The organism is Candidatus Cryosericum odellii, assembly GCF_003570935.1.
GTDB lineage: Bacteria > Caldisericota > Caldisericia > Cryosericales > Cryosericaceae > Cryosericum > Cryosericum odellii.
The window spans coordinates 1-2,613 of record NZ_QXIU01000175.1 but is presented as its reverse complement, the minus strand read 5'-3'; the positions used below and the strand labels follow the sequence as shown (position 1 = coordinate 2,613).

Here is a 2,613-nt window from a genome sequence, read left to right as displayed (position 1 = left end):
CCAAGAAACGACATCTTCACCCAGAACAGGAAGGAATCCAGTGTTGTACTGCTGAGGAGGAACAGCGAGACAAGGATGTTCAGGACCACCAGACACATGGCCGCCGAAAAGGCACGAGCCCCCGGGGAAGGTCTGCGTTGCCACGCAAGGACTGCGACGATGGCCGAGATAAGAGCTGCTGCCAGCAATGGCAGCGTGTACGGTGTCATCTGCATGTTCAACCCTTTTCCATTTGTTTCATATGTGCGGTCACTCCACTGAGACGAGTTCTGGTCCTGATTTTCCGCAAGACTGTTTGTGAGCAGTCTAGCCACAGATACGTGTGTGTCAAAAAGATGGAACGCCCGGGGACGAATGATAAAGCCCCGGGGCCGTGGTCCCGGGGCTGACAATTGCGTGATACAGGAAAGGCTATTTGGCGCCGTTCGCCCCCGGCTTGGAAGTTTTCTGTCCGCGCTGAGGCTTTGCGGGAGCGTTCTTGACCTGTGTAGCTGGTTGCTTCGGAGCAGTTACCTTCAGGGCTTCCTTTCCGCCTCTGACGACAGGAGCCTTGTTGGCTGGTTTCGATTTGTTCTCGGCTGATCTTGCTGGTCCCTGCTGCGACTGGGCTGTCTGCCGACCGCGGCGCGATGTATTCTTTGCCGGAGTCTGTGTCTCGACAGGCTTTTTCTCGGCGACCGTCGGTGCGACCTTGATCTGGGGCTTCGGGGCGCTGGGAGTCTGAGTAACAGGCGTTGTCTCAGCGGTTACCGGGCGTGATGATCTGCGGCCGCGTCTGTGGGACTGAGCGGCGACGGGGCTGGTCGTGGCAGAGGAAGATCCGGGTTTCTCTGAGGAACGTTCCCCGGTGGCAGGGGTAATAGGTGGCTGCTGAGATTTCGTGTCCGTGGAGCCGACAAGACCGGCTGCTGCCATCGCTGCGCGTACTTCGGCACGGAAATCGACAACGGGTCTGGTGGAGCCGGAAGGTCTTGCCGCGGGTGCCGAGACTGAAGGTGGTGTCTGGCTGATCCTGGTCTCGACAACAGGGCGCTGAGGTGTCGTGGGCTTTGTCTGAACGACAGGAGCGGGTGTCGGCTGGGCCACCACAGGCGTCGGTACAGGTGTAGACACTGGCGCGGCTGGAGCAGTCGTCGTCTCGGGTCTCTGTTCCCGGTTACGGCGGCCGAAGAAGCCACGTCCTCTGTTACGGTTACGGTCACGGTCGGGAGCACGCTGGGGCGTCGTGGACGGGGCAGCGGCCTGAACGGGAGCAGGTGTGGGAGCAATGATGGCCGACTTTGTCGCCGGTTGTGCAGCCACCGATGGTTCGCCGATGCCGCTTTCCTGATGGTGGACGCGTCCATGCACATCGATCAGATCAGGCTGTTGACGGGCGGGCGTTCCGGGATGGAGGCGCGAAAGGTCGGTCTTTACTCCCTGCAGCGACGGAAGGAACATAAGGCGGAGCGCGCACCACCATAGGTACTCGGCGTCGGGTCCCTTGAAGCCGTCGAGGTCCAGAAGGCCGTGGGCCAGCTCATTGCGCATGTTGGAGCCAAATTTCTCGACAAGCAGACCTCTCAGGTCGAACATGAGGTCGCGCCCGAAGACACGTTCTGCCTCGTCCATGTCCAGCAGGGCTCCGAGTACGCGCTCCTGCTCGACGTTACGCATGTCGATCTTGCTGGTGACGACACCGGCCTTCTTCAGGACGATGCGTACGGCATTTTCGACTTGCGGTGTCAGCAGTGAGACTGCGACAAGGAAGTCGCCATTCATGCCCGCATCCATGCCACGGGCGAAGATTTCCTCGCGCCCGACGGGAACGAAGGGGTTGTCGGTCGTGAAGGCACGCCAGTCATCCAGTCGTACGACATGGTCTGACAGGACCTGACGACGGGCGGGATCGAGTAGAGCGAGTACGGCGATTTGACGGTTGCGGGCAGCCTCCTGGTACAGTTCGGCGTCCTTGGCCGTACGGATCTCGCGGGTATCGCCCGTGAAGGCGGCGGGAGTGTGAGAAGAGGCCTTTCCCTCCTGATCCATTCCAACCGTGCTGATGAGATACTGGAATGGCATCCGGCCCGTCTTGGCGTCGACCTGTTCTTCCAGTTCTGCTGGCTTGGGTGTTTCGGCCAGATTGGCGAGCGCGACGAGCGCGGCGCGCAGGTCCTTGCTCTTGACCTGGTCACGTGCCCACTGGGTGATGCCAGCTGGATCCATACGCGACGGCTTCTTCATGGGAGCATCGTTGCGCTTCAGCTCGAGCGCGTCGACCTGTTTCTTGAGTTCAATGACAGCCTGCTCGTTGCCTGGGACCTTTGCAAGCGATTCCATGGCGCTGCGCATCAGTTCCAGCGCGTGGTCGGTGATGGGCTGGGCCTCGGACTGCACGACGTCGGCCTGCTTGACATAGGTGTCGGAGGCGCGCTTGAGAGCCAGTTCCCTGTTCTTGTCTTGCCCTGCGGCGGTCTCGCAGCGAGCCTTGACTTGCCAGTACAGGCGTGCGGTTTCCCACTGTCCAGCGGTCTCGCAGCGCTGTGCGCTTGTCCCGCAGATACTGGCGAACCGGGAGGCGTTGCCTTCGCCGGCGTCCAGCAGCAGGTTGATGAGCTTGGCCCACCAGGGCGT

Annotated in this window: 2 protein-coding genes; both read right to left on the bottom strand. The window is 61.1% G+C overall.

The window, feature by feature from the left end; genetic code table 11:
• On the bottom strand, positions 1-215 hold a 215-nt coding region (locus tag SMC5_RS07185; protein ID WP_207799136.1), incomplete at its 3' end, for a histidine kinase N-terminal 7TM domain-containing protein.
• A gap of 196 nt (positions 216-411) precedes the next feature.
• A partial coding sequence (locus tag SMC5_RS07180) for a DUF4209 domain-containing protein (RefSeq protein ID WP_119120163.1) occupies positions 412-2,613 on the bottom strand: 2,202 nt, incomplete at its 5' end.